This window comes from Cryobacterium fucosi (assembly GCF_004403515.1).
Taxonomy (GTDB): Bacteria; Actinomycetota; Actinomycetes; order Actinomycetales; family Microbacteriaceae; genus Cryobacterium; species Cryobacterium fucosi.
Genome location: NZ_SOHH01000025.1, coordinates 15,681 through 42,384 on the forward strand (window position 1 = coordinate 15,681; position 26,704 = coordinate 42,384).

20 protein-coding genes, 4 pseudogenes and 1 riboswitch are annotated in these 26,704 nt (G+C 61.6%); of the genes and pseudogenes, 20 read left to right on the plus strand and 4 right to left on the minus strand.

Translation table 11 applies throughout. From position 1 onward, the window contains the following. Nucleotides 1-92: 92 nt before the first annotated feature. Nucleotides 93-533, plus strand: a complete 441-nt coding sequence (locus E3T48_RS02170) for a hypothetical protein (RefSeq protein ID WP_134522240.1) — start codon at nucleotides 93-95, stop codon at nucleotides 531-533. Beyond that, nucleotides 533-934, plus strand: a complete 402-nt coding sequence (locus tag E3T48_RS02175) for a hypothetical protein (RefSeq protein ID WP_134522241.1) — start codon at nucleotides 533-535, stop codon at nucleotides 932-934. Before E3T48_RS02170 ends, E3T48_RS02175 begins: the two co-directional genes overlap by 1 nt. Before the next feature lie 15 nt (nucleotides 935-949). Here E3T48_RS02175 and E3T48_RS17090 read toward each other — a convergent pair whose 3' ends face one another. From E3T48_RS17090 to E3T48_RS02185, 3 genes are all read right to left on the minus strand, one after another. After that, on the minus strand, nucleotides 950-1,480 hold the full coding sequence (locus E3T48_RS17090; RefSeq protein WP_241986548.1) for a hypothetical protein: 531 nt from the start codon (nucleotides 1,478-1,480) through the stop codon (nucleotides 950-952). Beyond that, complete coding sequence (locus tag E3T48_RS17095; protein ID WP_241986550.1) at nucleotides 1,443-2,150, minus strand: hypothetical protein; 708 nt, start codon at nucleotides 2,148-2,150, stop codon at nucleotides 1,443-1,445. Before E3T48_RS17095 ends, E3T48_RS17090 begins: the two co-directional genes overlap by 38 nt. A 695-nt stretch (nucleotides 2,151-2,845) precedes the next feature. Further along, nucleotides 2,846-3,643 carry an IclR family transcriptional regulator gene (locus tag E3T48_RS02185; RefSeq protein ID WP_134522242.1) on the minus strand — a complete coding sequence of 266 codons (798 nt, stop codon included), beginning with the start codon at nucleotides 3,641-3,643 and terminating at the stop codon, nucleotides 2,846-2,848. Between the two features lie 164 nt (nucleotides 3,644-3,807). Here E3T48_RS02185 and E3T48_RS02190 point away from each other — a divergent pair, with 164 nt between their 5' ends. The 17 genes and pseudogenes from E3T48_RS02190 (at nucleotide 3,808) to E3T48_RS02270 (ending at nucleotide 24,214) form a co-directional block, all read left to right on the plus strand. Next, nucleotides 3,808-5,511: a 2-dehydro-3-deoxy-6-phosphogalactonate aldolase gene (locus E3T48_RS02190; protein ID WP_166789602.1), complete on the plus strand. Its 1,704-nt coding sequence runs from the start codon at nucleotides 3,808-3,810 to the stop codon at nucleotides 5,509-5,511. Beyond that, entirely contained in the window at nucleotides 5,508-6,656 is a 1,149-nt protein-coding gene (gene dgoD / locus E3T48_RS02195; protein WP_134522244.1) for a galactonate dehydratase, read from the plus strand. The genes E3T48_RS02190 and dgoD overlap by 4 nt, the downstream gene beginning before the upstream one ends. A gap of 4 nt (nucleotides 6,657-6,660) precedes the next feature. Next, a complete protein-coding gene (locus E3T48_RS02200; protein ID WP_134522245.1) occupies nucleotides 6,661-7,980 on the plus strand; it encodes an MFS transporter in 1,320 nt (439 codons plus the stop codon). Between the two features lie 469 nt (nucleotides 7,981-8,449). Continuing rightward, nucleotides 8,450-8,524: riboswitch (cyclic di-GMP riboswitch) on the plus strand. Between the two features lie 588 nt (nucleotides 8,525-9,112). After that, entirely contained in the window at nucleotides 9,113-9,538 is a 426-nt protein-coding gene (locus E3T48_RS02205; protein ID WP_241986552.1) for a WxL domain-containing protein, read from the plus strand. A 181-nt stretch (nucleotides 9,539-9,719) separates the two neighbouring features. Continuing rightward, nucleotides 9,720-10,760 (plus strand): WxL protein peptidoglycan domain-containing protein, encoded by a 1,041-nt coding sequence (locus E3T48_RS02210; RefSeq protein ID WP_241986562.1) that lies wholly within the window; start codon nucleotides 9,720-9,722, stop codon nucleotides 10,758-10,760. Nucleotides 10,761-10,854: 94 nt separating this feature from the next. Further along, nucleotides 10,855-11,394, plus strand: coding sequence for a metal-dependent transcriptional regulator (locus E3T48_RS02215; RefSeq protein ID WP_134522247.1), 540 nt, complete (start codon nucleotides 10,855-10,857; stop codon nucleotides 11,392-11,394). Nucleotides 11,395-11,679: 285 nt separating this feature from the next. Further along, entirely contained in the window at nucleotides 11,680-13,314 is a 1,635-nt protein-coding gene (locus tag E3T48_RS02220; protein WP_134522248.1) for a putative bifunctional diguanylate cyclase/phosphodiesterase, read from the plus strand. 247 nt (nucleotides 13,315-13,561) lie between these two features. Then, the gene (locus E3T48_RS02225) at nucleotides 13,562-14,791 is read left to right on the plus strand and encodes an ROK family transcriptional regulator (RefSeq protein ID WP_134522249.1); all 1,230 of its coding nucleotides are present in this window, start codon (nucleotides 13,562-13,564) and stop codon (nucleotides 14,789-14,791) included. Nucleotides 14,792-14,948: 157 nt separating this feature from the next. Next, nucleotides 14,949-15,872 carry a BadF/BadG/BcrA/BcrD ATPase family protein gene (locus E3T48_RS02230; RefSeq protein ID WP_134522250.1) on the plus strand — a complete coding sequence of 308 codons (924 nt, stop codon included), beginning with the start codon at nucleotides 14,949-14,951 and terminating at the stop codon, nucleotides 15,870-15,872. Next, the gene (locus tag E3T48_RS02235) at nucleotides 15,865-17,169 is read left to right on the plus strand and encodes an extracellular solute-binding protein (RefSeq protein WP_134522251.1); all 1,305 of its coding nucleotides are present in this window, start codon (nucleotides 15,865-15,867) and stop codon (nucleotides 17,167-17,169) included. Before E3T48_RS02230 ends, E3T48_RS02235 begins: the two co-directional genes overlap by 8 nt. 6 nt (nucleotides 17,170-17,175) lie before the next feature. After that, entirely contained in the window at nucleotides 17,176-18,138 is a 963-nt protein-coding gene (locus tag E3T48_RS02240) for a carbohydrate ABC transporter permease (protein ID WP_241986569.1), read from the plus strand. Beyond that, nucleotides 18,135-18,983 (plus strand): carbohydrate ABC transporter permease, encoded by an 849-nt coding sequence (locus E3T48_RS02245; RefSeq protein WP_134522252.1) that lies wholly within the window; start codon nucleotides 18,135-18,137, stop codon nucleotides 18,981-18,983. Before E3T48_RS02240 ends, E3T48_RS02245 begins: the two co-directional genes overlap by 4 nt. Before the next feature lie 8 nt (nucleotides 18,984-18,991). Continuing rightward, nucleotides 18,992-20,035, plus strand: coding sequence for an SIS domain-containing protein (locus E3T48_RS02250; protein WP_134522253.1), 1,044 nt, complete (start codon nucleotides 18,992-18,994; stop codon nucleotides 20,033-20,035). A gap of 131 nt (nucleotides 20,036-20,166) precedes the next feature. Then, nucleotides 20,167-20,952: a glucosamine-6-phosphate deaminase gene (locus tag E3T48_RS02255; RefSeq protein ID WP_134522254.1), complete on the plus strand. Its 786-nt coding sequence runs from the start codon at nucleotides 20,167-20,169 to the stop codon at nucleotides 20,950-20,952. 207 nt (nucleotides 20,953-21,159) lie between these two features. Next, nucleotides 21,160-22,180, plus strand: a pseudogene (locus E3T48_RS02260) (IS1595 family transposase). A gap of 77 nt (nucleotides 22,181-22,257) precedes the next feature. Continuing rightward, nucleotides 22,258-23,109, plus strand: a pseudogene (locus tag E3T48_RS02265) (aldo/keto reductase); the annotation flags it as partial. 74 nt (nucleotides 23,110-23,183) lie between these two features. Next, nucleotides 23,184-24,214, plus strand: a pseudogene (locus E3T48_RS02270) (IS110 family transposase). A gap of 340 nt (nucleotides 24,215-24,554) precedes the next feature. Here E3T48_RS02270 and trhA read toward each other — a convergent pair. Beyond that, complete coding sequence (gene trhA, locus E3T48_RS02275) at nucleotides 24,555-25,310, minus strand: PAQR family membrane homeostasis protein TrhA (protein WP_134522255.1); 756 nt, start codon at nucleotides 25,308-25,310, stop codon at nucleotides 24,555-24,557. Between the two features lie 381 nt (nucleotides 25,311-25,691). Here trhA and E3T48_RS17100 point away from each other — a divergent pair. Next, nucleotides 25,692-26,683 (plus strand): annotated as a pseudogene (locus tag E3T48_RS17100) (IS1380 family transposase); the annotation flags it as partial. Between the last annotated feature and the right edge of the window lie 21 nt (nucleotides 26,684-26,704).

The following is a 26,704-nucleotide window of genomic DNA, read 5'->3' on the forward strand; positions in this document are numbered from 1 at the left end:
ATCGGCAGCCCCTACGTGTCAGGGTGAGTTGAGGCCAGTAGCTCAGAGCAAGTCCGCCGTTTGACGTAGGGCGAGAATCAGGAAGTCCCACCATGTCCAGCCCATCGTTGATCGCCGTGCGCGACGATAGTCCCATGACGAACAGCAGTCCCGGCCCTCGCGCGGGCGGCCCCACGCCGCGGCGGTCGTTCACTCCGAAGCAGAAACTCGACCATCTCGCCGCAGATGAGGACGCGATATCCCGGAACGGGGGCGGCGCGTATTTGCGGGAGCAGGGCATCTATTCCTCGCAGATCACGGAGAGGCGAAAGCTGCGTGATGCGGGCGTGCTGCAGGGCAAGAGACCCGGGGAGAGGATCGGCCGACTCACGCCCGAGCAGGCGGAGATCGCCCGGCTCCGCCGCCAGCTGGATCTGACCGAGCGGCGTTTGGAAACGACGGGGGTGGCGTTGGAGATCATGTCAAAAATGCACGAGCTACTCGAAAGTCTTTCGAAGAGCTCGCGGGACGAAACACCGCAGACGAAACCGTGATGACCACCTACCTCGACCTGACCGGCCGCGGCATTCCGACCCGGGCGGCCGCCGTGCTGGTCGGGTTGCCGCGGGCGACCGCGACCCGGACGCCCCGCACCCGGGCCGCCCAGCCGGTGGTGGTGCCAGCGAACCGGCTCGACGACCTGGAGCGGGCCCGGATCCTGGTGGTGGTGAACTCGGCCCGGTTCGTGGACTTGCCGTCGATCCAGATCCACGCACAACTGCTGGATGAAGGCGTGTATTTGGCGTCGATCTCAACGATCTACCGGGTGTTGGCCGAGAACAAGCAGGTCAAGGAACGCCGACGCCTGGCCCGCCACCCGGCCCGGGCGATCCCGGAACTGGCCCATTGCCTCATGTCAATACCTCCGCGGAGATTGATTCATTGCCTCACATGAGAACCTCCGCCGAGGTCAAGCGTTCCAGGCTCGGTTGACTGCAGGTTTGACCGTTGAGGTCTTCTTCGTCAGGGCGAGGGTTTCGAGCTGACCGGTGAGCGTGAGGATCTGCCTCGATAGGGCCGCGGGTTTGATGCGTTTGAACTCCGCGTTCATCTGGATGATCGGCCGTTTCCGCATGTCCTCACGGGCGATGGCGCGCTGGTGTGGGGTGGTCGCGGTGTCGTATCGCTTGGTCACTTTCGCGCCGTTGCGCTGCTGGAAAACAAGTTTCTGCTGCGGCAGGAGGTAGTTCGTGAACACCCGGTCGAGTTCCCAGATCTCGTTCAGCAGAGCGAGCTCTGCCGGGGTGTCGTAGCGGTGGTAGCCGACGAGTTCGCGCACGTGGGTCCAGTTCTTTTGCTCGACGTGGGCGCCGTCGTTGCTGTGACTCGCGCGGGATCTCGTGAAGGTGATCTTGTTCGCCGTGCAGTAGTCGAACAGGTGGTGGTTGATGAACTCGGACCCGTTATCGGAATCGATGCCGATGATCGGGAACGGAAACACCCGGGAGATATACATCAGCGCTTCGAACACCCATTTCTCGGCCTTGTTCTGCACCGACGTTCTGCACCGACCGGTTTACTGTCCACCCGGTCGCGATATCAGTGACCGTCAGGGTGAAACAAAACTCGCCCGACGCGTTCCCGCCCTCGTGGCCGACCAAATCGATCTCTACGAACCCGGGGACCGCGTCATCCCAGTCAGCCCAGGTGCGGATCGGGATCTGCGACTTCAGCAGCGTCCCGGGCTTGGTATGCGACCGGCCACGGGAGAGCAGCTTCGCCCGCTCCGGCGCGAGCTGGCGATCGATCGTCGCCGCGCTCATCCGCACCAGCAAGGCCGCCTCGACGTCGGTGAGGTCGAGCTCGTCATCGCGGCGCAGCAACGGCACCAGCACGCCAAGCATCGGCGCGAGACGCTTCCCCTCCGGCGCCCGAAGCACCGCCCAGCACTTCACCAGAGCCCTCGTCACGGCCGGACCGTAGGTCGGCGCCCGCCCTGCCCTGGGCTTCACCACCTTGAGCGTCAACGCGGCCCGCAACGCCGCCCGCGCGTAGTCGCGATGCCACCCGGTCAGCTCCACCAACTCGGTCAGTATCCGGCCCTTACCGGCCCGGTCCGCGCTCCGATACGCGAGCGCCTTCTTCATCGTCACAGCCTGCCGCTGCGTCATCGTCAGCTCCATAGAAACGGGGGTAACCCACATCCGCCGCCGAATCGCGACCCACGCCGTTACGCGGAGGTTTTTCAATGAGGCAACGAATGGTGCTACGCGGAGGTTTCCTCTGAGTCAACGCGCCCTCTTGACAAAACTGCCTACATATCAGTGGTACTTGTCATCGCCTCCGTCGTGCGCGTGCCGATGATGCGCCAAAGGCTGAACCCGAATTCTGAGGTTTCTGAGGGACGCCTCGTAGCCGGACTGGGCAGGACTCGGAATGCCCGTCTGAAACGCCAAAGATCCGACCCCCAACAATCGCTAGATCATCAGGTGGCGTCACGTAGCTGGTACGCCGAGAAACCTCATTGAGGCTTCGTAGTCGGTTCTATCGAACGTCGCCGACCGGCCCCTCGGCCCCATCGGAATATCGTGGACGACTTCTGGTGCGACGGGTGGGGATTGGCGTCCTGCGCTCGTGCGGAGTTGTTCGCCGAGTAGATCATTGGTGGGCGCGGCATGCGGACCAAAGGCCATCGCGATGCTGCGATGCCTCGATTGGGACCAATCACACCCGAAGACCAACAACTGACCCGGGGTCAGGCCTTCTGGAAAGCCCGCTGATCTTTCGGGCTGGCCCCGTGCTTCATTGGGAGCTCGTCCGATGCGGCGGCGACGGTCGTGCCGCCGACCTCATCTCACTCCAACCTCTAGGCCGGGCCCGCGCCGGAATGTCCCAGTTTCTTGGAAATCTCAGCGGCCGCCTGTTTCATCACGGGCTGGAGCGCGCTCATGCGCTCCATGGGCATGTACGGGGTTATGGCTGAAATGCTAATCGCCGCGACGACGGCTCCGCTGCCGTTGCGCACGGGTGCGGCGACACAGCGGATTCCGGGTTCGTTCTCCTCGAGGTCCAAGGTGGTTCCGGCCGCAGCATAGCCCGCCATCCGTTGGAGGAAAAGTGCTTTGAGCTCGGGCAGGGTGTCAAGGGCGTGATGTTCTGTGTCGAAGACGCTGCTCCATCGGCCGGGTTCGTCGAGGAGGAGTGCTTTTCCGATCCCGGTCTGGCTTAGCGGCATTCGATACCCGATCCGTGAACGCATTTCAGCGCCGCGGGAGCCCGATATTTTGTCGACGTAGAGCACCTGCCCCTCTTCCTCGACGGCGAGGTGAACGGTGTCGAGGTATTTTCGGGATAACAGCTCCAGGTACGGTCGCGCGACAGTCGACGCCGGGCTTTGATACAGGGCCTGGAAACCGAGTTCTATCAACGTGGGCCCGAGGCAGTAGTCAGCGCCGAGGGAGCTGCGGACGTACCCGAACTGCTGCAGCAGCTGAACGAGCCGGTGCGCGGTGCTGCGACCCAGCCCGGTGGCTTCGCAGACTGACTTGAGATCCGTCGCGCCGTTGCTGATGGCGCGAATGACCTCCAGCCCTCGAGCGAGCGTCTGTGTTCCGGGTGGTGGGGTCGGCAGACCAGGACGATCCGTTGCTTCCAGTTTGCTCATGCGCACTCCTCGACTCAGTGAACACTCACTCTATCCCGATATATGGAACATTATATAAGATATCGGGATGGTTCAGTCAGTCTGATGTGCGAGAGCGGAAGCGCAATCGCCGCGAACCGAACCTGAGGGAACACGAATCAATGACGAGTCAAAGCCGCGCACGAATGATTGCGCTGGACTGGGGTACGACCTCGTGCCGGGCGTTCCTGCTGGGTGACGACGGCGGAGTACTGGCGGAACGTCGCCAACAGTCTGGCGTGAAGGCGCTCACCGCCTCCGCCGCATCCGCAGGGACGCCGCGAACCCAGGCTTTTGAGGGAGCTTTTGAGCAGCTCTGCGGGGACTGGCTCGAGACCTCGCCGAAGCTCCCGGTCATTGCCTGCGGAATGGTTGGCAGTAACCGCGGTTGGGTTGAAACGCCTTACCGTTCGCTACCGGTTGATCTCATCGACAACGGCTTTGTGATGACGACGTTTGCGGCGCGGGATGGATCAGTGGTTCACATCATCCCTGGCCTGATCGCTGACCAGAATGTGCCTGACGTGATCCGCGGCGAGGAGACCCAAGTACTAGGTGCGCTGGGTGAGAGCCCGTGGGCCGGGTCTGGAAACTCTGGCATGGATCGGATTGTGCTTCTGCCGGGAACGCATTCGAAATGGGTGCGCGTTGTTGGCACTACGGTTACAGCGTTCAAGACCTTTATGACGGGTGAGTTTTTCGCCCTGCTTACGACTGAAAGCACCCTGTCCCAACTTGCCACGCCCTCCGGGCAGACCGACTGGGAAGCGTTTGACAAGGGCCTGGATGTTGCCGCTTCGGCGGCAGGTGGCGGGGGGATTCTGTCCACGGCGTTTTCCGCCCGTACCTTCGCCATGACCGGCGGGCTCGCCGCCGACCAAGTTGAGGATTACCTCTCCGGTCTGTTGATCGGCGACGAGGTGGCCGCGGCCGCGTCGTTATGGCAGGGAGTCGACGTCGACGAGGTTCTCATCTGCGGTGAGGCGGATCTCAGCGAACGCTATCGGCGTGCGCTGGTCAAGTTTGCTCTGCCCACGCCGCGTGAGATTAGCGATTCGGCCGCCACCGGAATGTGGCGGATCGCGGTCGCGGCGGGGTTGGTCGCGCATCGCGAACAGTCACATCACACTCCACCGGCTTCCCCGGCCACGGCCACTGCACCGCTCCGCAGCACCCACCTACCGAGAGCTAGGAAATTGACAGAATCATCCAGCACGATGTCCCGCACCTACATTGGTCTGATCGCCATCCTCCGCGGGCTTACCGTCTCAGACGCCGTCTCCGTCGGCGAATGCCTTTACGAGGCCGGCTTCCGAACGCTGGAAGTTCCGCTCAACTCCCCTGACCCGCTCCCGACCATCAGCGCGCTGGAGAAGGTGCTGCCCGCGAACTGCATGGTCGGGGCCGGCACGGTCGTCACTGTCGAGCAGGTGCGGCAGTGTCATGAGGCCGGAGCTCAGATCATCGTGTCTCCCAACACCGATGTCGCTGTCATCGCCGAAACGATCCGCTTGGGAATGCTGAGTTTCCCGGGCACCGCCACACCGAGCGACGCGTTCGCTGCGATCGGTGCCGGCGCGACAAGCGTCAAAATCTTCCCCGCGAACCAAGTGGGGATCAACGGGCTCAAAGCCTGGACTGCAGTCGTACCCAAGGAAATCGGTCTCATCCCTGTAGGTGGCGTCGACGCCGCCAACATCGGGGAATGGATGGCCGCCGGAGCAACCGGCTTTGGGATCGGCTCGTCACTGTACAAACCAGGCATCGCTGTCGAGGACCTTCGCCAGCGAGCTGTCGCCATGATTGCAGCCTGGGATTCGGCGCTCGACTCGACAAGGAAGTCAGAATGAAGATCACCAAACTCACCACCTACTCGGTTCCGCCGCGGTGGCTCTTTCTAAAAATTGAGACAGACGAAGGAATCGTCGGGTGGGGCGAACCAGTCCTGGAGGGTCGAGCGGCCACCGTCGCAGCTGCCGTGGAAGAGCTCTCCGACTATGTCATTGGCAAGGATCCGCGCAACATCGAGGACATCTGGACAGTGTTGTATCGCGCCGGGTTCTATCGCGGTGGTGGCATCCACATGAGCGCCCTCGCCGGCATTGATCAAGCCCTGTGGGACATCAAGGGCAAGGCACTTGGTGTGCCCGTACACGAGCTTCTCGGCGGCAAGGTACGCGACAAGATCCGTGTGTACTCCTGGATCGGCGGCGACCGACCTTCAGACACTGCCGCGGCTGCCCGGGATGCGGTCGACCGCGGCTTCACCGCGGTGAAGATGAACGGCACGGAGGAATTGCAGTTCATCGATACCTGGGACAAGGTCGAGAAATGCATCGCCAACGTGACAGCGGTTCGGGAGGCCGTGGGAACCAACGTCGGCATCGGCGTGGACTTTCACGGTCGAGTCCACAAGCCCATGGCGAAGGTGCTCATCAAGGAGCTCGAGCCGTTCAAGCTGATGTTCATTGAGGAGCCGGTGTTGAGCGAGAACGTGAGCAGCCTTCTCGACGTCATGCGGAACACCCCCACGCCCATTGCCCTCGGCGAACGCTTGTTCTCTCGCTGGGACTTCAAGGACATCATTTCCAGCGGCGCGGTGGACATCATCCAGCCCGATCCGTCCCACTGTGGCGGCATCACGGAAACCCGCAAGGTTGCCGCCATGGCCGAGGCCTACGACGTCGCCGTTGCGTTGCATTGTCCGCTCGGCCCGATCGCCCTCGCCGCCTGCCTGCAGTTGGATGCGAACCTCTATAACGCCTTCATCCAGGAGCAGAGCCTGGGCATCCACTACAACAAGTCCAACGACCTTCTCGACTATGTCGTAGACCCCTCCGTGTTCGCCTACAACGACGGCATGGTCTCCATTCCCGACGGGCCTGGCCTCGGAATCGAAGTGAATGAGGAATACGTGATCGAACGCGCCAAGGAGGGTGCTCGCTGGCGCAACCCGGTGTGGCGTCACGCCGACGGCTCCTTCGCGGAGTGGTAGGCCGATGACAAACTCGGTGAAAACCCGTCCTGATAAGACGCCGGCCGTAGCAGGCTCGACGAAGGCCCGCTACGCAATCGCGCTGATGCTTTTCGTCACCGTGGTGATCAACTACATGGACCGGGCAAACCTCTCCGTTGCAGCACCGCTGATATCCGAACAGTTCGGTCTTGACACCGCCCAGCAGGGCCTCCTACTTTCCGCCTTCGGCTGGACGTATGCCGCGCTTCAGCTGCCAGGCGGATGGCTCGTGGACCGCGTGCACCCACGCCTGCTGTACCCGGCGTGCCTCGTGTTGTGGTCACTTGCAACGATTTTTATGGGAATCGTCGGGAGCTTCGCAGCGCTCATCGTTCTGCGGATGGCCGTCGGAGTTTTCGAGGCTCCGGCCTACCCGATCAACAACAAGGTAGCGACGCGCTGGTTCCCTGAGAAGGAACGCGCGACGGCGATCGGGTTCTACACCTCCGGCCAGTTCATCGGCCTGGCGCTGCTAACCCCTGTGCTTACCTGGCTGCAGTACGTGCTCAGTTGGCACTGGGTCTTCGTGCTCACAGGAGCGGTCGGTCTGGTGTGGGGTCTCGTCTGGTACGTCCTGTACCGCGACCCGAAGGAATCCAAGCGGGCAAACGCTGCCGAGGTCGACTACATCCGCGAGGGTGGTGGGCTAGTTGACATCGCACCAGCATCCAAGACGGGCCGGAAGAAGATCTCCTGGACCGACATGCTCATCGTGCTGCGCCGACGCAAGCTCTGGGGTATCTACCTCGGCCAGTTCTGCCTGACCTCCACGCTGTGGTTCTTCCTGACCTGGTTCCCGAGTTACCTGGTGAACTATCGCCAGATGGACTACATCAAGAGCGGATTTCTCGTCTCGCTTCCGTTCCTTGCCGCACTAGTCGGTGTCCTCATCGGCGGGGTGCTGTCGGATAATCTCGTCAAGCGCGGATTCAGTCTCGGGGCGGCCCGGAAGCTTCCAATCATCACCGGACTACTCCTCTCGATGACCATGATCGGGGCCAACTTCACGAACGACACCACACTGGTTGTCGCGTTCATGTGTGTCGCGTTCTTCGGGAACGGGCTCGCGTCGATCACGTGGTCGCTAGTCTCTGCAATGGCTCCTGCCCGACTGATGGGCCTGACCGGTGGCATGTTCAACTTCATCGGCAACCTCTCGTCAATCGCGACGCCGATCGTGATCGGGCTGCTGGTGTCGAAAACAGACTTTGCTCCTGCCTTTGTCTACATGACCGTCATCACTGCCATCGGCATCTGCTCCTACGTGTTCCTGGTGGGACGGGTGGAGCGCATCACCGAATAGGCAATTGGTAGGCGGCGGAGGCTGCCCCCGGTGGGATGACACCGCGGGTAGCCTCTCCTCATCTAGTTGATCCTGACGAGATGACGGTGCCCGCTGCCCCCACTCGAGGCCGCAGAAATGCCGTGCAGGGTCCGGGACTACTCATATGACTATCGTCGCGCACGGCGATCAAAGACGGGCTGGACATGATGGTAGATTCCTAGTTCTCGCCCTACGTCAAACGGCGGACTCGCTCTGAGCTACTGGCCTCAACTCACCCTGACACGTAGGGCCTCGCGGTCACTTTGTTGGTGGACGTCTGATTCATGCCGTCCGTTATCTGTCCGGCTCACATCGGGTAGCGCAATTTCGCCGGAGAAAAGCAGGGTGGGGATAGACGCCCCGTTCTGGGGCTCCCCACGCACAGTACCGTGCTGTTAGGTTCAGTTCAGGCGATCATATGGTCGCTGGCATGGCGGTTCTCAACGTCAGTCGAAAAAGGCACACTCGTCGTAAGGCGGGGTCGCAAAGGCACGGGACCTTCGGGGTTAGCCGGTCTACCGAAATGGATAGGACTCTGCCAGATGACTTTTCCCTCTATGGGCTCGGGTGTTCGATGTTGCCCGCGGTACCACCGCGGCGACCGGATGGACATGCCGAGCACCCGCATCGGATGGCTGCGCTAAGACCAAGGTTCCCTGGTTCGGTCCCATACCTGCGATAAGCGCAGTGATCGTCAATCCGGTTTACTCCACCAATTCCTCGCCGTTTCGTTGACGAGGGAATTGGGAGCGAGTCAGGGCGGCATTCGGGTTGTCGCCCTGACTCGAAATACCATCGAGGCCGTTTACCGTCCAAACTCTTCCGTTCTCTGGACAAACGCCGCGTTTACGCATCACCTTCGTCTCCCGAATTCGGCGATTCGATCTGCGACCGGTGTCTGTCGCCTCATCCTCATAAGTCACAAACAATCAATTCGAACAAACACAGAAGGAGCATTACCGTGCGTAAAATTTCCAAGGTTGCGGGCGTTGTCGCTGCCGCCGCCCTCCTACTCACAGTCGGACTCTCGCCAGCAATGGCAGACGTGGTCAATTCCACCATTTCCGGTGGCGCCCTGACTTCCACCACGGCCGGTGCCACGCTAAGCGGCGTGACACTTGACGGAACCAACACCCAGGCGGCGACGGGTTCCTCCACGCAGTGGAGCATCAAAGACGCCCGCGGCACCGGCGCGGCTTGGACCCTTTCCGTCAGTGCCACCGTCCCCACGAGCGCGGCGGGAACCACGGAATTGGTCGCCCGCACCCTTCCGGGCGGGAATCTGACCATCACCCCGGGAACGATCACCGCTGGCGCTGGCGCTGACGCCGCTACGGGCATTACCGCACCTGCCCTGACGATACTCGAGACGTCCCAGGCCTTGGTGGCGGCAACGGCAACGCACAAGGGGACCTACACGCTGACCCCCTCGTTCAGCCTGGCCATTCCCGCCAACACCTTTCGGTCCAACTATGCCGTTGGGTCCAGCGGCGCCCTGAACCCGTACACGACCACCCTCACGTACACCATCGCCTAAGAGCGAGCATGTTGAGCAGCTCGCTGGCCGTGCCCACCAGAGGCGCTGACCGGCGGGCTGCGCCTCCATCGTTGTTGGAAGCCCGGACGGCACCCGGGTTGCTGCCAAGACGACGCGGCACTCTCAGCTTGACACCTCGACCCATCCGGGACCATCCGGCGGACTTCCCAAGGACTTCTCTGTGACCATTCCTCGCGCCCGGCCGCACCGATCTCTCCGCATCGCCGTGACGGTGGGCGCGTTGGCCGTGGCTCTGCTGGCCACCGCCGGGCCCGCGGCGGCGATCGATAACGGGACGCTGGGAATCCGGCCGTCGAACGAATCAGACTTCTTCCACCTCTCGCTCTACCCGGGCGCAGCCACCGATGCCACCGCGATCGTTAGCAACCACACCGATACCCCGGTGACCCTGCTCACCTATCCGGTAGACGGGCAAAGCAGCCCTCAGGGAACTTTCGCCCTCGCCTCCCAAACAGATCCCCGAACCGGCGTTGGGGCCTGGGTGCGACTGGATGCCGCTCAGATCACGGTGCCAGCGAACTCGGACCTGAAGGTTCCCTTCCGGCTCAGTGTGCCCGCCAATACCCCCCCCGGCGACTACGCCGGGGGCCTGATCATCCAAAGCCCTCCGGTGGAGGGCGAAACCTCCATCGTCGGCGGTGACACCGCCGTGCGCCTGGACGTCGTCCAGCGCCAGGGGGTACGCATCTACCTCAACGTCGCAGGGACAGCGCGCAAGTCATTGGATCTGGGAGACCTGAGTTGGAAGCAGGCAGGGGACATCGTTACGTTCACCCTGCCGGTGCGTAATACCGGGAACACCATCCTGCATCCGACTGCCACCCTTGATCTCAGCGGCTGGGCAGGAGCGAACACTGAACTGAACTTTGACACACCCGAGAGCATCCTCCCCGGAGAAAGCGTCGATATGCAAGCCCGCCTGGCCCAGGCACCCCCCATCCAGGCCGGCGCCGCGGATGCGACGATCACCTCCGAGGCAGGCACCGACCACGTGCAGGTCAGCGTTATCTATGCCCCCTGGCTGTTCCTCGGGATCGGTCTACTCCTGCTCGTGATTTTCGTCTACGGAGCCTGGCGTGCCGCCCGCTTTGTTCGCCGCGCCCGACGCGCGATCGCTCAAGTTGCCCGCGCTGGACCGGACGGCCAAGCGCCCACGAACGCTATATTACCCAGCGACCGTGCACGACACCGCGACGCATAGCGAGAAGGGGCCGCTTCGCGGTCCTCTAGGCCGTTCTGCCGGGGGCGTCCATCGGGGCCCACTGCGGACCAATCAACTGACGTGAGGATGTCGAATGTCGAACAATGATCGGGCTATCGCCAAGAGCGGATTCCTTGCGCCTTCCAGGTCAGGCGATACCACGGCTGCTGGACTCACCCAGCCGATACGCAGGGTAGATCGACGTAGGATTCTCCACACCTTCCTGATCGAAACTCTCGGCTACACCTACGACGACGCGCTCGATGAGGCGAAGAATCTGGATCGAAGCGTCTCTGACGCGATGGTGGAGCGCTTCGACAACCATCCCCGCGAACCCACGCGGCACAGTGACCCCGTTCCCTCAGCTCTCGGTCGGCCGGTTGGTCGCGTTGTTACGCAACTCACCGATGCCGAATCCGGTCGGGAGTGGGCTGTCATCCGCGTTTCAGGGGACGAGCCTGCCGTGCTCGCATACCTGGCAGGGATAGGCCTGACCGCTGAAGCGAGGCTGACCGTACGGAAAAAACGCTCATATTCCGACGTCACAACGATCCAAATCCTCGGTCACGCCCAAGAGATCCATCTTGGCACTGTTGCCTCTGATGCTGTCTGGGTCTCGAGCGCCACGAGATGAGTAATCACTTCGGACTGGCTCTCCGAGCGACGGTTCGCGCCAGCGCCGTGTCTCCCTCCGGCTGGGTGCCACCCACTGTTCACACTGAGGTCCCGCCGGAGTTCTCGGACAGTAGGCCCTCTCAAAATCAAACCGGGCCTAAGTATTTTCGAGGAGACGGGGCTCCCTAGGGAGTATCGGGCACGGTGCCGCCGCACATGACGCCGCACCGTTCCAATCGTTTGTTAGAGCAATAGTTATGGGATTGTTGGTAGCGAAAATGGACGCATTACTCGAAGGAACCCAATGAACCCAATGTTGAATGCAACGGGGATCGCTGTTTCCCTCCAGCGGGCGGATGGCGCCGAGGTCAACACGGTGGTACTTCAGCCTAACCAGATCGGGCAGCTATCCGTGCTGTTGGTTGACCCAGTTGATGGTGTGGGCTTGGTGGTTCCGGGTATGTGGCTTGGTGATGGTCTGGGGGGAACCAATTATAGATGGGTGGAACCAGTCGGGGCCCGCGGCACCAGAAGGCGCAGCGAGACCGACGATGACGACGTGTTGAGTGGGGGGAGTACGTTGACTGACCAGGCGTCTCTGCATGCTCTGCTTCGCCACACCCAGTCCGAACTTGCCCATTTGGGTCTTCATGATGCGTTGACGGGATTGTCGAACCGGCGCTTATTGATGGTTCGTGTTCAACGGGCACTGGCCAAGCGCACCCGCGGGGTGCCCGTTACCCTGCTAGCCATTGATCTTGATCATTTCAACGTCGTCAATGATTCCTTGGGGCATGACGTTGGTGACGCATGGCTTTTGCATGCCGCGAAACGGATAGTGGCGGCGACACGGGCACAGGATACCGTCGCCAGGCTTGGCGGTGATGAATTCTTCGTGTTATGCGAAGAGGCCGACGCTGCCGGCGCCGGCGTGGTCGCGGAACGAATCGTGGATGCTTTTCGGGAATCCGCTGTGGTCGATGGCCACGAGCTGCGAATTACTGCGTCCGTCGGAATCGTTGCCGCCAATAAGAGCCACGGGCCGGGGGACCTTCTGCGAGAAGCTGGGGCTGCAATGCGCCAGGCCAAGGGCCAAGGCGGAAACCAAGTGTCTCAGTTTGAGATCAGTCACAGCCGGAAAGCGTCGCGGTTGCTTGACATGGAGCAGGCGCTTGAGCGGGGCCTCGTCCGGGAGGAGTTCGTGCTGTTCTATCAGCCGATATACAGCATCGCTGACGGGTCTCTACACGGTGTCGAAGCTCTCGTCAGGTGGGAGCGCCCCAATCACGGCCTCGTTCCGCCCGATACATTCATCCCACTTGCGGAAGAAACCGGCTTGATCATTCCCTTGGGGGCGTGGGTCCTCGATGAAGCTCTCCGCCAACTTCGCGTTTGGAAGAGCGCGGGCATTGTCCCAGGCGATTTCAGCGTCTCGGTCAATCTCTCTCCCGTACAGCTGGCAGACCCGGGGCTGGTGGACACGATCAAGCGAATGCTCGTCGCGCATGACCTGGTGCACTCTGACCTGACCCTTGAGATGACTGAGACTGCGCTGATAGCGGACCGGTCGATGATGACGGAAATCGTCACCTCCCTTGCTGAGGCGGGAGCCGCCCTGTCAATTGATGATTTTGGTACCGGCTACTCGTCCCTCTCTTACCTTCGTTATCTTCCTGCCAAACAGCTCAAGGTAGATCGATCCTTCGTGTCTGGTCTCACGACGAACGCCCGCGACGCAGCTCTCGTTGCGGCCGTTGTCGGTCTCGCGCACGAGTTCGGAATGACCTGCGTCGCGGAAGGAGTTGAAACTCTCGAGCAGCTTGATCGTCTTCGTCGCCTCGGCTGCGATTTTGCGCAGGGGTATCTCTTGGGCCGCCCGTCTCCAGCAGCTGATCTGACCCAAGCGTGGCAGGCCGAACACGAGAAGAGGGTGACTTGACGCAGAGGCTGAAGACTGTCTCTCTGAAGCGTCATATTTGGTGTCCTCCGCTCCGCCTGGCCACGGCGACAACATCGCGGCGGAACTCGGGTGGGTAGGGCTTGGGCATGGTGACATCCTTCCAGCGAAGACGAATCTCCACAGGTCAGGAGTCAACTAAACCGGGGCAGTCCCCTTCGCTCGGTGATTCAGTGTGATAGATAAGATTGTGCGCACTGGAGTGCGAGTTTGATGATGGTGGTGTGCTGTGTCGAATCACAGGAAGAGTACCGCGACGACGAGTACGATCGCGCGCGTTAATCAGACGGCGATTCTGGAGGAACTGCGCAATTCGGGTGCTCTCTCCCGGCAACAGCTTGGTGCGCGCACCGGGCTGAGCCCGGCGACGATTAATCGGCTGACGGCGGGGTTGATCGATGAGGGAACGGTCCTTGTATCGGGACATGAGCCCTCGACCGGTGGTCGACCGTCGATCTTGCTGCGCTACGCCGGAGGCTCACGGCTTGTCGCCGCGTTGCAGTTGCATGCGAACCGGGCCTCCGGGATCTTGGTTGACTTTGACGGCAAGATCGTCTTTCGGCGCGAGGTGGACTTTGATCCGCGGCTCGGTGAGCTTGACGAGGTTGACGCCGAGGCACGGGGCCAGGCCCAACAAGCCCGTCTCGATAAGACTATTGAGTTGTTCGATTTCCTCATTGCGACCGCCGCCGAGACGATGGGGGCGCCATGTCTGGCGGTGGGTGTGGCCGTGCCCGGAGTGGTTAGGCAGCCCGAGGGCAGCTTCGCCCGAATGCCTGAACTCGGCTGGACCGAGGTGCCACTGGGCAGCTTGCTTCGTAAGCGCTCGACCTTGCCGATCGTCGTGGAGAACGACGCTAACGCGCTGGCTTACGGTGAACTGCACCGGGGTGCGGGGCGCGGGCTCACGAGCCTCGTCGCCCTATTCCTGGAGAATGGCCTGGGTGCGGGGATTATCACCAACGGGGAGTTGCATCGGGGGGCGCGATTTGAGGCCGGTGAGATTGGGTACCTCCTGGTGGAACGTTCGTCCCTGGCCCGCTCATATTCGGCTTACGGGGACCTCGAGGACCGAATAGGGTCGGTCGCGTTGACGAGGAGTGCGCGTGAGCGGGGGATTCCTGTGCCGGACACGGGTGCACTGACTGCCGAGGACATCTTCGAGCTTGCCGGGCAGGGTCATCAGGCGGCAAGTGAGATCGCGGAGGAAATCTTGGACATGGTTGCCATCGCGATCGCCGCCTTGGTAATCATCCTCGACCCCGACCTTGTCGTGATCGGCAATAGTTTCGCGGGGAACTCGAACACGGTCATTCCGGCACTTGAGGAGCGACTGGCGGGTCGCATTATTCGCGTTCCTAGGGTTGAAGCGGCGACGCACCGGGAGGATGCCGTGCTCTTGGGGGCTGCTGAATTGGCTGCAGCAGAAGTGAACGGCTTCGCGTACTTCGCCGATTGATCTTGCAGGGCCGCTAGATGATCTCGATTTGAGAGAGAAATCCCTCTGCGCTTGACACCTCGATCTCCAGCCAATAGGTTTGCAACAACTTCTTATCACTTAGATAAGAAAGAAGTAGCAGGGTTGCTGGTCGGTCCTGAGGTGATGAGGAGCGACGGTGCTTGTTGGAATAGATATCGGTGGCACCAAGACGCACGTGCGAATTGAGGACGCGGGGCGGGTCGTCCTTGACCGGTCGGTGCTGTCGAGCGAGTGGCAGCGGGGCGGATTACTCGATCACGAGGACAACGTCAGTCGTCTGCTCGGGATTTTCGATGAAATCGAGGGTGCCCGGTGCGCCCCTCTCGCAGTTGGTGCACACGGTCTGGACAGCAGCTGGCAGCTTCTGGAGTTTCAAACTCGTCTCGTGGCGGGCCACCGCGGCCTGGTACGGGCTGTCAACGACGTTGAACTCCTCGCACCGGCTGCCGGTTTCGATGAGGCTATTGCCGTCATCGTCGGTACCGGTTCGAAGGTCGTCGCCCACCGCGCCGACGGCGGAACACTCTCGGCCGGTGGTTACGGCTTCCTGCTGAACGATCCCGGCAGTGCGGCCGCACTCGCCCGGGAGGCCGTTCGCGCCGTGCTCCGAGCCCGCGACGAAGGCCAGTCATCCGATGTCCTTGGCCGTGATCTCATGACACATTTTGGTGTCGTTGACGAGGTTGCGCTTTCTTACACATTCACCGCCAACGCCCGTCTTACAACCTGGGGCGGGCTGGCACCACTGATCTTCGCGTCCGCGGATGCGGGAAGCGAGCTTGCGGCAGCTGTCATCGACGACGCGGCGAGACAACTCGCTCGGGACGTGGGCCTCGTTCATGCCCGGGGCGCGCTGGGCTTGGACGTTATTTGCGCCGGCGGAGTGGTCACGAATCAACCACGCTTGTATCGCGCGCTCAGCCAGCACGTCGACGACCTCGACCTGGGCTTGCGGGTGCACTTGCTCTCCGTTGCGCCCGTGGCGGGGGCGCTTGAGCTTGCGAAGAAAATGTACATCCATTCACTAATCACCATGATTCAAGGAGGAACACATGATTGACAGCACGAAGCGGATCCACCGGACTACGGTCGGGTTTGCGCTCCTGGCGTCGGCAGCATTGATGCTGACGGGCTGCAGCGTCACGGGCGCCGGCACGTCGACCAGTAACTATGAGGGTGACGGCACGGGAACCATCAACGCTTTGTTCATGAAGCAGGCCGGTTACTCCGAAAGTGACGTCGCTGCGATGATCAAGGGATTCGAGGCGAAGAACCCGAAGATCACGGTTAAACCGACCTTCGTGGCATATGAGGCCCTGCACGATAAGATCGTTACCTCGGCGCCGGCAGGAACGTACGACGTCGTGCACCTCGACGTGATCTGGCCCGCCGACTTCGCATCGAAGGGTATCATCACGGACGTCACGAAGCGATTCCCCGACAGCTGGAAGACCGATATGCTCGGCGGCGCTCTTACCTCAGCTGAGTACAAGGGCAAGTACTACGGTGTGCCGTGGGGTCCATCGACGAAGCTGTTCTTCTTCAACAAGGACATGGTTGCCGCGGTTGGCGCAAGCCCGAGCGACCTGACCACTTGGAATGGCGTTCTCACCGTGGCCAAGAAGATCAAGGACGCCGGCATTGTGAAGTATCCGCTCGCGTGGAGCTGGTCCCAGTCTGAAGCTCTCGTGTGTGACTACGCCCAGCTTCTTGGCGCATTCGGCGGACAGTTCACAGACGCGAGCGGGAAATTGGTTATCAACAAGGGAGCCGGTGTAGAGGCTCTCGCCTGGATGAAGAAGACCATCGACGACGGGCTGACAGACCCTGCGTCGGTGACGTTCCTTGAGGACGATGCGGACAAGTCGATGGCGGCCGGTAAGACCGCGATGGAACTGAACTGGGAATCGACTTTCCGCGACCAGAACGATCCGTCGATTTCCAAGATCGTCGGCCAGGCCGCTGTCATGCCCACGCCGGCAGGTCCCTCGGGTGACCACCCCGGTGTGAATGGTTCGATGGCGCTGTCCATCGGCGCGAAGTCGACGCACCAGCTGGCGGCCTGGAAATTCATCGAATACATGACGAGCCAGTCGGTTCAGGAAGAGTTCGTGAAGAGTTCCATGACCAACTGGAAGTCGAGCTACACCAAGACTGACGTCACAGTGTCGAACCCGGATGTCTTCAAAGCCGCCGGTGTCGCGTACGACACGATGGTCCTGCGCCCGCAGGTACCGAACTACAACTCCGTATCGCAGACCCTGCAGGTTGAGATTCAGAATGCCTTGCTCGGCAAGAAAACGCCGCAGCAAGCCATGGACGACGCTGTCGCGACAGCCAATGCGAACCTCGGATAAGTGACCATGTCAGTTGCCAGCGTTAAGACGGTTGAAAAGTCTGAGATGCATCCTGCCCAGTCAGGAAAGCCGGCCGGGCCGCGAAAGAGAGAGAAGCAGGGACGCCTGGCCTTCTGGCTACTCCTTCCAGCAGGGCTCGCCGTCTTCGGCGTCATCATCTACCCGATCTTCCGAACCCTGATCATTTCCTTCTTTCAGGTCAACTCGGCGCTGGCAACTGATACCCCGTTCGTGGGCGTTGACAACTACGTGCACGTGCTGGGCAGCGCCTCGTTCTGGGAGTCAATGGGACGCACCCTATACTTCACTCTCCTCTCGACCGCGCTCGAACTTGCGTTCGGCCTCATCGTTGCCGGCCTCCTGAACGCGAAACTGAGGGCCCGCTGGTTGTTCCGAGCCGTCGTCGTTATCCCGTGGGCCATCCCCACGATCGTCAACGCGGCCATGTGGAAGGGGATCTTCAGCGCCCAATACGGAGCACTGAACGCCCTGCTGACTCAACTGGGGATCATCAAGGAATACCAGGCCTGGCTTGGCGATCCGACCACGGCACTGAACATGGTGGTCCTGGCGGATGTATGGAAGACGACTCCGCTCGTCGCATTCTTCCTCCTCGCCGGACTCACCTCCATCCCTGCCGAATTGTACGAGGCTGCCAAGCTCGACCGGGCACGCTGGCCGCGCATTTTCCGTTCGGTCGTCCTGCCCATGCTCGTCCCGTCGATCTCGATCGTGCTCGTACTTCGCACGGTCGAAGCCTTCAAGGTCTTCGACATCATCTACGCCATGACGCGCGGCGGCCCCGTCAACGGAACCCAGACTGTCGCCTACTACGCTTACACCACGGCGTTCTCCGACCAGAATTTCGGCGTCGGTTCCGCCCTCTCCTACATCATCGTCGTCGTCATCCTCGCCCTGAGCGCAATCTATCTCCGACTGCTCCGCAGGTCAGAAATGAGTCTCCTGTGAGGCGATCCACCCGGAACTCCATCCTCGTCCATCTGGCAGCGGGCGTCGTTTCGACCCTGATTCTCGCGCCATTCGCATGGATGCTCATGGCGAGCGTCACCCCGCAGCGAGTCCTGATCACCACGCCGCTGCGCTGGATCCCCGACACATTCGACTTCAGTCGATACGGTCAGATCTTTAACGGTGGCGCGGACAGCGTGGGCGCCACGTTCCGTGCGGCGATGATGAATTCTGCTGTCGTGGCGGTCGGAACGGTCAGCATCTCCATGGTCGTCGGGATCCTGGGCGCGTACGCGTTTGCCCGGCTGCGGTTCCGATTCCGCCGAGCGACACTGATGATCTTCCTGGCGACCTATATGCTCCCGCAGATCGCCCTGCTGATCCCCCTCTACCTAATCCTGAATTCGCTCGGGCTGCTCGATACGACCACCGGGCTCATCCTCGTGGACTGCGCACTCGTCATTCCGTTCGTGCTCTGGATCCTCAGCAACTACTTCATGACCATCCCGGACGAACTCGAAGAGGCCGCACGCATCGACGGGACCACACGGCTGGGCGCTCTCTTCTGGGTCGTGCTCCCGGCGGCCCGGCCGGGGATTTTTGCGGCGATCATGTTCTCTTTCCTGCTGGCGTGGGACGAGTTCATGTATGCGCTCATTTTCACGTCGTCCGATGCCGCCAAGACTCTGCCTGTGGCCATCAGCGAGTTCGCCGGCCGCTACACCACCGACTTCGGACTCGTCGCGGCGGGCGGAATCCTGGCAGCATTACCGCCTCTCATCGTTGCCATCATCTTCCAGCGATATGTCGTCAGCGGCATGGCCGCTGGAGCAGTCAAGGGATAGGAAATCAAATGTCAAACAATGCATGCTTCGTTGACGCAATGCGCGCCCAACCGAAGCACCTCGCGCTCGCACACGCCACAGTCACCAAAGACCTCGACCGGGCAACGCTCCCCATCTGGAGACAGGGCGAGACCGTCGCGGTCGTTGCCATGGGTGCCTCAAGCCACTCGGGAACTGTCCTTGTCGCCGTACTTGCAGCGGCTGGATTCCGGGCGGTCAACCTCACCGCCTCGGATCTCATGCTCGCCGCAGAGGGATTCCAGCCAGCCAACCACTATGTGATTGTCTCCGAATCCGGGCGCAGCCCAGAGACCATCGAGGCCGCACGCAGGTTGACGGTCGGGCGACGAATTGGCATCAGCAACTTCCCGGACGCGCAGATCAGCGAAGTGTTGGACGTGCCTCTCGGCCTTGGCGGTTTCAATGACTCTCCCGTCTATACGAGCGGTTACACGGCCACCCTCCTCGCTTACGCGCTACTTCTGGACCGTGTCGGGATCGTGCCTGCCGGCCCCGAGATTGCACGGATTCCCGCAATCGTGGGGAACGCGCTGAATACATACGATGCGATTGCGTCAACGGTCGGTCGGCTCGTCGCCACGGCTTCGATGGTCGACGTGGTTGGACAGGGAATCTCCTTTGCCTCGGCCGCGCAAACGGCGCTGATGATCCGTGAGGGACTGCGCAGCCCCAGCGCCAGCTACGACACGTTCCAGTACCTGCACGGACCGATGGAATCCGCCTCCGAAGGAACCGTCGTGATCGTCTTTGGCGATGGCCGTGAACTCAGCATCCCCGACTCGATTCTGGACGCGGGAGTGAAGGTCGTCCTCGTAACAACCGCGCCTGACGGTGCCATCCCCTCGGCGCGCCACGCCAATCTGACAGTCGTCCGGCTCGATACCGAAATGCGCGGTTTTGTCCGGCCGATTGTCGAGGCAGTGTTTGCCCAACTCGTTCTCGCTCACGCCATCGAGCACAAACCCTTCCCGATTGAGCAATTCATCTATGAACAGCACGACACCAAGATGCGGGAAACCCAGGTCAACTAGACGAGGCACCTGCCGCGCCACTGCAGCGAATGCGGCGCGTGTTCTCGCCACCACGCCGCATAGGCATAAGAAACGTGATCCCGAGAAGATCTCGGCGACGCCGATGGCGCTGCCCCGATTGGAGTTCCCTGTTGGCTGAAGTAATAATTGTGAAAAATGAATCCGCGGCGGGCGAACTCGTAGCACGGTCAATTCGTGCCTTGATCGTTGGCAAACTTGACGCGGTCCTTGGATTGGCTACCGGTTCAACGCCATCACCCATTTACCGAGCACTCGCTCGGTCTTTTATGGAAAGGCCGATCGACGTGTCACGAGTAAGAGGATTCGCTCTCGACGAGTATGTCGGTATGCCCGCTGAACATCCGCAAAGCTACCGGGCCGTCATCACCCGCGAGGTTGTGGAACCGCTCGGCCTGACCCCGGGGAATATCCACGTGCCAAACGGTGACCTGTCCACCATCCAAACCGCCGGACTCGATTACGAACACGCGATCGTGGAAGCCGGGGGAGTCGACGTCCAGATTCTCGGCATCGGTCGGACAGGGCACCTGGGCTTCAACGAACCAGGCTCCTCCTTCGCCTCCACCACGCGAGTCAAGACGCTGACGGAGGCGACACGAGCCGACAACGCCAGGTTCTTCGACTCGCCGGCTGACGTGCCCGTACAGTGCATCACCCAGGGTCTGGGCACGATATTGCGTGCCCGCCACCTCATCCTCCTGGCCCTCGGACAGACCAAAGCCGACGCAATCGCCGCCGCGGTCGAAGGGCCGATTACGGCCAGCCAACCAGGCTCCGCAATCCAATTCCACGCCCACGTCACCGTAATCGTGGACGAGGCGGCCGCGAGCAAACTCACCAATCTGCATTACTACAAGCATTCTTGGGCAAATAAGCCAGCCTGGCAAGAAATGTAATACTTCGCTCCTTCCGCGAACGTGACCATGTCGAGGACCTGCTGAATTACGGCCCCTGCCCTCGACCATGTCGTCGCTCACAACCGGCGAAAAGAGTTATATGAAAAGGGCTTTCTATTTAGGTACCCTGGTTTTGTGGGAACGTGACGTGGATTAGCGGTTGGCAAGCCTGGCGTTGGTCGGGATTTTCCACGGTCTTATGCCCAGATGCGGGCATGGTTCGATGAGGACTGGAAGTGCCTGGACTACCTCGACTGGCTGCGCTGGCCCGATGGATTCGTGTGTCCACACTGTTCGAGCATGACCGGATGGCGGCTGGCTGACTTTCGGTGGAAGTGCGGTGGCTGTGACCGGAAGGTATCCGTGACGGCGGGCACGATCTTCGACAAGACTCGCACCCGCTGACAGTTTGGTTCGCTGTCGCGTGGAGGAGGATGGTCGGAGACAAGATCGGGGTATCTACCATCCAGGTGCAGTGCAGCGGGAAATGAAGTTGGGCTCGATCCAGACGGCCTGGATGATGCTCCACCGCTACCGCACAGTCATGGTCCGTCCTGGACGCGACCGGCTGCGGGGCGACGTCGAGGTCGACGAGACAATTCTTGGCGGTTTCGAACCGGGAATGCGCGGCCGCGGATCAGCGCGGAAGCTGCTGATTGCCGGTGCCGTGGAGCAAAATCCCGGGCGTTTTGGTCGCGTTCGACTCGGTATCATTCCCAACGCCAGCACCGTCAGCCTCGCCGGTTTCCTGGATGCCAACGTCGAGCCGGGCAGCCACGTGGTCACCGATGGGTGGTCGGCCTACCCAGCCGCCACCCGCGGGCGCTATGAACACACGCCGTTGACCGTGTCAGGCTCCGGCCGGCAGGCTCATGAGGTGCTCCCGGGCGTCCACCGGGTGTTCTCCCTTGTCAAGCGCTGGCCGATGGGTGTGACCCAAGGCTCGGTCACTCCCGAACACATGCAGGCATACCTCGACGAGTGGGTATTCAGATTCAACCGACGGAACGCGAAGAGCCGCGGACTGCTGTTCCACACGCTGTTACAGCAAGCGGTCGAGGGCCAGCCAGTCACCTACCGTTCGATGCGAAAGACGGGGCGGGGGCGCCCGGGGCCCGTGCCCGTCCAAGGCGTGCGTCACAACCCGCCCAGCCTCGATGTCGGACACCCCGACCTCCCCTGGCGGCAGGACAAACCAGCCCAGATCCCCGCAAACCAGGGTACCTAAATAGAAAGACCTTTATATGAAATAGCTGAGTTTCGCTATTCCGGCCGCGCGGCGTTCCAAATATTCGAGAAGGACACATGCGCTATCGCACTCTTGGAAACATTGGAGCCGTCGTTTCGAGGTACGCTCTCGGAACGTTGACCTTCGGCGATGAAGCCGACGAAGCGACATCGCACGCTCTCCTCGATGACTACGTCGCGGCCGGCGGCAATCTTGTCGACACAGCCGACGTGTACAGCAAGGGCGTCTCGGAGGAGATCATTGGGCGATGGCTCGCAGCCCATCCCACGGAAAACGAGCAGGTGGTGATTGCCACGAAGGGGCGCTTCTCGATGGGCGATGGTCCCAACGACCTCGGCACGTCCCGACGCCATCTCGGCCGCGCGCTCGACGCGTCGCTACGGCGGCTGGGCGTGGAGCAGATTGACCTGTATCAGGTGCACGCCTGGGACGCCATAACTCCTCTTGAGAAAACGTTGCGATTCCTCGATGACGCCGTGCGTAGCGGTAAAATCGTCTACTACGGGTTTTAGAACTTTCTTGGTTGGCAGTTGACCAAGGCCGTGCATATTGCATACGCGCATGGTTTCACTGCGCCTGTGACGCTGCAGCCACAGTACAGCCTGCTTGCGCGGGAGATCGAGTTTGAGATTGTGCCGGCCGCGCTGGATGCGAACATCGGTTTGCTGCCATGGTCGCCGCTTGGGGGCGGTTGGCTCAGCGGCAAGTACCGACGCGACACCGGCCCGACGGGTGCCACCCGGTTGGGTGAGAATCCGCAACGCGGGATGGAAGCGTGGACGCCTCACAACCGACAGGAGCGCACCTGGCGGATCCTCGACGCAGTCGGGGAGATTGCGAAGGCCAAGGGAGTCAACCAAGCGCAGGTGTCACTCGCGTGGCTGGAGGCGCAGCCTGCCGCCACTTCGAGGTCGTTCGTAACGTGGATGCCGAGACTTGACGCCGTAGACCAGGCCACCGAAAACAAGTGGATGGGGCAGTCATGATCGAAAACTATGACAACGTCGACGTGTTCGTCGGTGTTGACATCGGCAAAGGCGAACACCATGCGGCCGCCCTCGACCGGGCCGGCAAGGTCCTCTTCGACAAGGCATTACCGAACGACGAAGGCAAGATGCGCACGGTGCTGCAGAACCTGAAACAGTCCGGCACCGTGCTCGTCATCGTCGATCAGTCAGCCACGATCGGCACCCTGCCGATCGCCGTCGCCCAAGCCGAAGGAGTCCTCGTCGGCTACTTGCCAGGCCTGGCGATGCGGCGCATCGCCGACCTCCACGCCGGGGAAGCGAAGACCGACGCCCGCGACGCCGCGATCATCGCCCAAGCCGCCCGGACGCTGCCTCACGCGTTGCGGTCGATCCAGCTGGCCGATGAATCGATCGCAGAGCTGTCGATGCTGTGCGGCTTCGACGATGACATCCTCGGCCAGATGACCGCGACCAGTAATCGGATCCGCGGTCTGCTCACGCAGATCCACCCAGCGTTGGAGCGGGCCTGGGCCTGCATCTGGACCACCCGGCGATGCTGGATCTGCTCCAGCATTACCCTTCACCGGCGGCGATGAAAACAGCGGGAACCACTCGGATGGCCACCCGGCTGCCGAAGCTGGCGCCGCGAATGGGACGCCGTCTGGCGGAGGAAATCACCCAAGCACTGGGCGAACAGACCGTCGTAGTCGTCGGCACCAACGCCGCCGCAACCGTCCTACCGCGCTTGGCCGAACACCTCGCCGCCTACGCCGGCCTCGCACCAGTGACCAGACGGTCCGGATCATCAATCCGCGGCGAACACCCCTCGCGACGGGGAAACAAGACCCTCAAACGCGCCCTGTTCCTCTCCGCCTTCGCGGCCCTGCGAGACCCCGTTTCCAGAACCTACTACGACCGGAAAATCGCCCAAGGGAAACGCCACAATCAAGCCCTCATCGCCTGCGCCCGACGGCGGTGTGATGTTCTATTTGCGATGCTGCGCGACGGCACCCTTTACGAAACCGAACACCAACTCGCCGCTTGACAAAAACATAGGGGCACCCCCTCCCGGCTCATGATCGACTGGGGGCAAGAACCATGCCAGGCCTGACAGACCAACACCCTCACACAATTGCACGATCAAGGGCTATGAAGAAAGTAACGGGGTGTGAGCTGCACGGGCGGCGGACGCGGCAGCATGCTCGATGAGGACCTCGCCGGGGACCTGATGGCCGAACGACGCTGTTGGGCTTCGACATGGCGCGCCGGATCCGTCGTACCTCCTACTGCGCGGCAATAGCGGCACGCCTCGAGGCCGAGCTTGCGGCCACGAACGCCACCGCGGCCGACGAGCACGCTGCCGAGGCGAACCCGGGAGACACTCGTTACGGGTTGAGCGGATGCGTTGCGATGATCAGAATCGCCACCCACTGACAAAGGAACGCGACCACGGTGAGGCTGTGAAAGATCTCGTGGAACCCGAATACCCCGGGCACAGGGTTCGGTTTTTTCAGGCCATAGATGACGGCGCCCACCGAGTAGCAGAGGCCGCCGATCAGGATGAGCGTCATCATCGCGGCGTTTGCCTGGAAGAAGTCGACGATGAACATGAGCGAGCCCCAGCCGAGCGCGAGGTAGAGCGGCACGTACAGCCAGCGTGGGGCGGTGATCCAGAACACCCGGAACGCGATTCCTAGAATCGCGCCGCCCCAGATCAGGGACAGCAGCAGAAGTGATTTGGCCGGGGGCAGGGCCAGCACCGTGATCGGAGTGTATGAGCCCGCGATCAGTAAGAAGATGTTCGCGTGGTCGATGCGCTTGAGGATCAGCCTCGTGCGCGGCTTCCAATCGAAGCGGTGGTACAACGCAGAATTGCCGAACAGGAGCAGTGAGCTGAGCACGAAAACGAAGGAGCTCCACTGAGCCGCGGGGCCGTTGGCGACGGTAAGGAGCACGATGCCCGCCACGATTGTTACCGGAAACATGGCGGCATGAATCCAGCCCCGCCATGTGGGCTTGAGGTCTTCGGGTCGGGGAACCTCGGCTTCAAGCAGCGGAAGGTTTGGGATGTCTCGCCCTGTGGTGTCCTGGCTGGTGGTTTCGTCCTCGATGAAATCGTGCCCAGTGTTCTCTGCGGCCATGCAGCCAGAATACGGCAGGGCACATGCCGGAAGTGGCACGGGTCGCCGGAGTGAATTCGCGGACGTGTGTGCAGAACTGACGATCCGTTGGATGCGCGGCATCCTTTATCGGGTGTACCAGGCTACAGCGCGGCTTGGCGCCCGAAACCCTGCCGACCACGTGGCGATGATCATCGACAGAAACCGTTCCTGAGACAGGCAGCAACTTTGACCGGGATGCCGGGATGCTGGGGGGTCCGCCAACCTTGATCAGGAACTTACCCTGGATGCACCGATCGGGCTGGGGATCTAGCGGCGCGTCAAACCGAGAATGCCTGTCTTGTCAGGTGAAATTGTATTTCCCACAGTGCAAATCATTCCGAGAAGAGAGGCGTCTCGTAGATGCAAGTTTCCCACAGCGTGCGGGCTGTCTCCGCGTCATTTGACGACCCGAATCGCGGGTCTGGTCCCGGTCTTGGAACTCGCCGAGAAAGCGGGTTTGAACCGTTTGGTAGACCGGTGGTTGGGCGGTCCGACGGACAAGGGCACCAATGCCGGGTTAAAGGTCGAGTCTCTCGTGGGCGGTATGGTCGCCGGCGCTGCTTCCATCGATGACATGGCGGTGCTGCGTCATGGCGGCAGGCGGAAGGTCGTCAACTCCTGTTACGCACCCTCCACTCTGGGCTCGTTCCTATGGGTATTATTTCGGCCATGTTCGTCAGCTTGATGCGGTCGTGTCTTGGTTCCTCCAAGGCCTCGCCACGGCGGCTCCGCTACTCGTGAAGGAGAGCGACGCTGCCGGCTACGTATTCCTCGATGTTGATGCCACCATCATCGAAGTCCACGGTCATCAGAAACAAGGCTCTGGCTATGGATACTCCGGGGTTCGGGGAACCAACGCTTTCCTCTCGACGGTGAAGGCGGACGCTTCCGCGCCGATCATCGTCGGGCAGCGTTTACGGCCAGGCGCGTGCGGGTCGCCGCGTGGCGCCACCCGAATGGTGTGACGCCCCCGCGACCATCAAACGCCTCACAGGCATGGCCTCGGCCGCGTCCTGCTCCGCGCCGATTCCGCGTTCTACGGTTACGCCACGATGAGCGCAGCGATCAATTCGGGCGCGGCCGTGTCGGTCACGGCGCGGATGGATCCGGCCGTGAAACGCGCGATCGCGGCCATTCCCGATAACGCTTGGGAGGCTATCGAATACACCGACGCCATCTACGACGAGGTCACGAAAACCTGGATTAGCACGGCCGAAATCGCTGAGATACCGTTCACCGCGTTCACGTCCTGGAAGCAAAGCGAGCGCATCACTGGCCGTCTCGTGGTGCGCCGTATCCCGGAGCTAAATAAGAAAGACCTCGAGGACCCCACCCTCTACGACTTTATTCGGGGCGGTCCCGGTGCCTTACAC